Raw genomic sequence first — 5,600 nt, forward strand, 5'->3', positions numbered from 1 at the left:
AATGAATGTCCGGCGGTGTCCTACTCTCCCACAGGGTCGCCCCTGCAGTACCATCGGCGCTGCGAGTCTTAGCTTCCGGGTTCGGAATGTGTCCGGGCGTTTCCCTCGCGCTATGGCCGCCGAAACTCGTGCCACACCCACGTTGCCCCACCGGTGGTGGGTTGGGTGTGTGGTTACGGCACCCCACGTGTGGTGGGGTGAAATCTGTGTTGTGTTGTGTGTGTTTCCGTCTGTTGGGAACCACAGAGTGGACGCGAGCAATCTAGAGGGCCACTCACACGGCCTTTCGATGAATGATCTTCAAACGTGTGTGAGTGTAGTGATTGTCAAGTTATCGGCTTATTAGTACCGGTCAGCTCCGACAGTCGTTAGTCCTGTCTTCCACATCCGGCCTATCAACCCAGTCGTCTGGCTGGGAGCCTCTCCCCCGAAGGGATGGAAATCTCATCTCGAGGCCGGCTTCCCGCTTAGATGCTTTCAGCGGTTATCCATCCCGAACGTAGCTAACCAGCGGTGCTCCTGGCGGAACAACTGGCACACCAGAGGTTCGTCCAACCCGGTCCTCTCGTACTAGGGTCAGATCCTCTCAAATTTCCTACGCGCGCAGCGGATAGGGACCGAACTGTCTCACGACGTTCTAAACCCAGCTCGCGTACCGCTTTAATGGGCGAACAGCCCAACCCTTGGGACCTACTCCAGCCCCAGGATGCGACGAGCCGACATCGAGGTGCCAAACCATGCCGTCGATATGGACTCTTGGGCAAGATCAGCCTGTTATCCCCGAGGTACCTTTTATCCGTTGAGCGACAGCGCTTCCACAAGCCACTGCCGGATCACTAGTCCCGACTTTCGTCCCTGCTCGACCTGTCAGTCTCACAGTCAAGCTCCCTTGTGCACTTACACTCGCCACCTGATTGCCAACCAGGTTGAGGGAACCTTTGGGCGCCTCCGTTACTTTTTGGGAGGCAACCGCCCCAGTTAAACTACCCACCAGGCACTGTCCCTGAACCGGATCACGGTTCGAAGTTAGATATCCAGAGTGACCAGAGTGGTATTTCAACAATGACTCCACGAACACTGGCGTGCCCGCTTCAAAGTCTCCCACCTATCCTACACAAGCCACACCGAACACCAATACCAAGCTGTAGTAAAGGTCACGGGGTCTTTCCGTCCTGCTGCGCGTAACGAGCATCTTTACTCGTAATGCAATTTCGCCGAGTTCGCGGTTGAGACAGCTGGGAAGTCGTTACGCCATTCGTGCAGGTCGGAACTTACCCGACAAGGAATTTCGCTACCTTAGGATGGTTATAGTTACCACCGCCGTTTACTGGGGCTTAAATTCTCAGCTTCGCCTTGCGGCTAACCGGTCCTCTTAACCTTCCAGCACCGGGCAGGCGTCAGTCCGTATACATCGTCTTGCGACTTAGCACGGACCTGTGTTTTTAGTAAACAGTCGCTTCCCACTGGTCTCTGCGGCCCTGCAGCGCTTCCCCAGGCAAGCTGGTTCACGCCTTAGGCCCCCCTTCTCCCGAAGTTACGGGGGCATTTTGCCGAGTTCCTTAACCACGATTCTCTCGATCTCCTTGGTATTCTCTACCTGACCACCTGAGTCGGTTTGGGGTACGGGCGGCTGGAACCTCGCGTCGATGCTTTTCTCGGCAGCATAGGATCACCCACTTTTTATCCGCATCGCGTCTCAGCCATCGTGAGCGACGGATTTGCCTATCGCTCGGCCTACACGCTTGCCCCGGGTCTACCATCGCCCGGGTTGGGCTACCTTCCTGCGTCACACCTGTTAATACGCTCACTCCACCAGACGGGGTCGCATGCCGCCTCGCGCGTCACCCCGAAGGGATCGTGCACGGATTGGGATGCTTAGCACTTCTGATCTCGTGTGGGCGGTTCTTCGCCGGTACGGGAATATCAACCCGTTGTCCATCGACTACGCCTGTCGGCCTCGCCTTAGGTCCCGACTTACCCAGGGCAGATTAGCTTGACCCTGGAACCCTTGGTCTTCCGGAGGACGGGTTTCTCACCCGTCTTTCGCTACTCATGCCTGCATTCTCACTCGTGTAGCGTCCACGGCTGGTTTCCACCGCCGCTTCACTCGCCACACGACGCTCTCCTACCCATCAACACGGCTGGACCACGAAGGCCTACCACAAATGTCAATGCCACAACTTCGGTGGCGTGCTTGAGCCCCGTTACATTGTCGGCGCGGAATCACTTGACCAGTGAGCTATTACGCACTCTTTCAAGGGTGGCTGCTTCTAAGCCAACCTCCTGGTTGTCTGTGCAACTCCACATCCTTTCCCACTTAGCACGCGCTTAGGGACCTTAGTTGGTGGTCTGGGTTGTTTCCCTCTCGACGATGAAGCTTATCCCCCACCGTCTCACTGCTGCGCTCTCACTTACCGGCATTCGGAGTTTGGCTGACGTCAGTAACCTTTTAGGGCCCATCGGCCATCCAGTAGCTCTACCTCCGGCAAGAAACACGCAACGCTGCACCTAAATGCATTTCGGAGAGAACCAGCTATCACGAAGTTTGATTGGCCTTTCACCCCTATCCACAGCTCATCCCCTCCATTTTCAACTGAAGTGGGTTCGGTCCTCCACGACGTCTTACCGTCGCTTCAACCTGGCCATGGATAGATCACTTCGCTTCGGGTCTAGGACCTGCGACTGAATCGCCCTATTCAGACTCGCTTTCGCTACGGCTGCCCCTCACGGGTTAACCTCGCCACAGATCACTAACTCGCAGGCTCATTCTTCAAAAGGCACGCTGTCACCCCTACAAGGAGGCTCCAACGGTTTGTAAGCAAACGGTTTCAGGTACTATTTCACTCCCCTCCCGGGGTACTTTTCACCTTTCCCTCACGGTACTTGTCCGCTATCGGTCATCTGGGAGTATTTAGGCTTATCAGGTGGTCCTGACAGATTCACGCGGGATTTCTCGGGCCCCGCGCTACTTGGGATCCCTCTCCGGCCGGCCAGGCATTTCGACTACGGGACTCACACCCACTCCGGTCCGGCTTTCAATCCGGTTCGTCTATACCTGACGCGTCACCGTGACTGCACGGCAGTACAGTCCGAGAGGTCCCACAACCCCGACCATGCAACCCCTGCCGGGTATCACACATGGCTCGGTTTAGCCTCTTCCGCGTTCGCTCGCCACTACTTACGGAATCACGGTTGTTTTCTCTTCCTGTGGGTACTGAGATGTTTCACTTCCCCACGTTCCCTCTACCCGCCCTATATATTCAGGCGGGAGTCACCAGGTCACCCAAAGGGCCTGGCGGGGTTTCCCCATTCGGAAATCCTCGGATCAAAGCTCGTTTATCAGCTCCCCGAGGCTTATCGCAGATTACGACGTCCTTCTTCGGCTCCAGATGCCAAGGCATCCACCGTTTGCTCTTAGAAACTTGAAATCACATGAGTTCGATCGAATTCGTGCAACACCCGAAGGTGCTGCGAAATTGACCAGTGAATACGCCAAACCAAGCACCCCGAAAGGCACCCGAATTGGCGACTCACCTTTTGTGACTGACCCCGAAGGGTCAATCTAAGATGCTCGCGTCCACTATGTAGTTCTCAACAGACGGCCAGAACCCCCACACCCACCAGCAAAGCTGATCTCGGTGAAGGTCTGAAGAAACCATCACCCCACCCGAAGGCAGGATCGTCCGGTCCCTCAGGACCCAACAGCGTGCACGTGCCCGACCGGCCGGCCCCCACCGTTCCAACCCCCGAAGAGGCGTACTAGGTCTGAACCATTCAGACGAGCACCTATGTCAATGTTCCACCCATGAGCTGCCAGCAGAACACATTCGGTCCTGATCTGACATGCCTGGAAGACCGAAGTCTCCAGATGCTCCTTAGAAAGGAGGTGATCCAGCCGCACCTTCCGGTACGGCTACCTTGTTACGACTTAGTCCTAATCACCGATCCCACCTTCGACGGCTCCCTCCACAAGGGTTAGGCCACCGGCTTCGGGTGTTACCGACTTTCATGACTTGACGGGCGGTGTGTACAAGGCCCGGGAACGTATTCACCGCAGCGTTGCTGATCTGCGATTACTAGCGACTCCGACTTCATGAGGTCGAGTTGCAGACCTCAATCCGAACTGAGACCGGCTTTTTGGGATTCGCTCCGCCTTACGACATCGCAGCCCTTTGTACCGGCCATTGTAGCATGCGTGAAGCCCAAGACATAAGGGGCATGATGATTTGACGTCATCCCCACCTTCCTCCGAGTTGACCCCGGCAGTCTCACATGAGTTCCCACCATTACGTGCTGGCAACATGCGACGAGGGTTGCGCTCGTTGCGGGACTTAACCCAACATCTCACGACACGAGCTGACGACAACCATGCACCACCTGTAACCGAGTGTCCAAAGAGTTCCACATTTCTGCGGCGTTCTCGGTTATGTCAAGCCTTGGTAAGGTTCTTCGCGTTGCATCGAATTAATCCGCATGCTCCGCCGCTTGTGCGGGCCCCCGTCAATTCCTTTGAGTTTTAGCCTTGCGGCCGTACTCCCCAGGCGGGGCGCTTAATGCGTTAGCTACGACACGGAAACCGTGGAAAGGTCCCCACATCTAGCGCCCAACGTTTACGGCGTGGACTACCAGGGTATCTAATCCTGTTCGCTCCCCACGCTTTCGCTCCTCAGCGTCAGTTACGGCCCAGAGAACTGCCTTCGCCATCGGTGTTCCTCCTGATATCTGCGCATTCCACCGCTACACCAGGAATTCCATTCTCCCCTACCGCACTCCAGTCTGCCCGTACCCACTGCAGGCCCGAGGTTGAGCCTCGGGATTTCACAGCAGACGCGACAAACCGCCTACGAGCTCTTTACGCCCAATAATTCCGGACAACGCTCGGACCCTACGTATTACCGCGGCTGCTGGCACGTAGTTAGCCGGTCCTTTTTCTGCAAGTACCGTCAAGGAGCAAGCTCCCCTTCTTCCTTACTAAAAGCGGTTTACAACCCGAAGGCCGTCATCCCGCACGCGGCGTTGCTGCATCAGGCTTGCGCCCATTGTGCAATATTCCCCACTGCTGCCTCCCGTAGGAGTCTGGGCCGTGTCTCAGTCCCAGTGTGGCCGGTCACCCTCTCAGGCCGGCTACCCGTCGACGCCTTGGTGAGCCATTACCTCACCAACAAGCTGATAGGCCGCGAGTCCATCCCAGACCGAAAAAACTTTCCACCCCACACCATGCGGTACAGGGTCCTATCCGGTATTAGCTCCGATTTCTCGGGGTTATCCCAGAGTCCAGGGCAGGTTACTCACGTGTTACTCACCCGTTCGCCACTAATCCCCCCAGCAAGCTGGAGTTCATCGTTCGACTTGCATGTGTTAAGCACGCCGCCAGCGTTCGTCCTGAGCCAGGATCAAACTCTCCAAAAAAACTGGTTCCAACACCCCCGAAGAGGCATTGAGAGCTTCAATCACTGACAGAGAAACAACTGACTATAAAAATCAAATTGTCCATCAATCAAAGGAATCCATACCCCACCCCAAAGGGCAGAGCTGGGGTTCAATAAATTGGCATTGAACATAGTGCACGCTGTTGAGTTCTCAAGAAACGGACGCACCCG

The 5,600-nt window shown here is 56.1% G+C and carries 3 rRNA genes; all 3 read right to left on the minus strand.

Annotation, left to right across the window (positions count from 1 at the left end):
- Window positions 1–7: 7 nt before the first annotated feature.
- The 3 genes from rrf to J2X63_RS18945 all read right to left on the minus strand — a co-directional run bounded on the left by rrf (window position 8) and on the right by J2X63_RS18945 (window position 5,409).
- Window positions 8–124 (minus strand): 5S ribosomal RNA (gene rrf / locus J2X63_RS18935).
- A 198-nt stretch (window positions 125–322) separates the two neighbouring features.
- A 23S ribosomal RNA gene (locus tag J2X63_RS18940) occupies window positions 323–3,428 on the minus strand.
- Between the two features lie 451 nt (window positions 3,429–3,879).
- Window positions 3,880–5,409: ribosomal RNA gene (locus tag J2X63_RS18945) — 16S ribosomal RNA — on the minus strand.
- Together the 16S, 23S and 5S rRNA genes form the textbook arrangement of a ribosomal RNA operon.
- Between the last annotated feature and the right edge of the window lie 191 nt (window positions 5,410–5,600).

The organism is Agromyces sp. 3263, from assembly GCF_031456545.1.
Taxonomy (GTDB): domain Bacteria; phylum Actinomycetota; class Actinomycetes; order Actinomycetales; family Microbacteriaceae; genus Agromyces.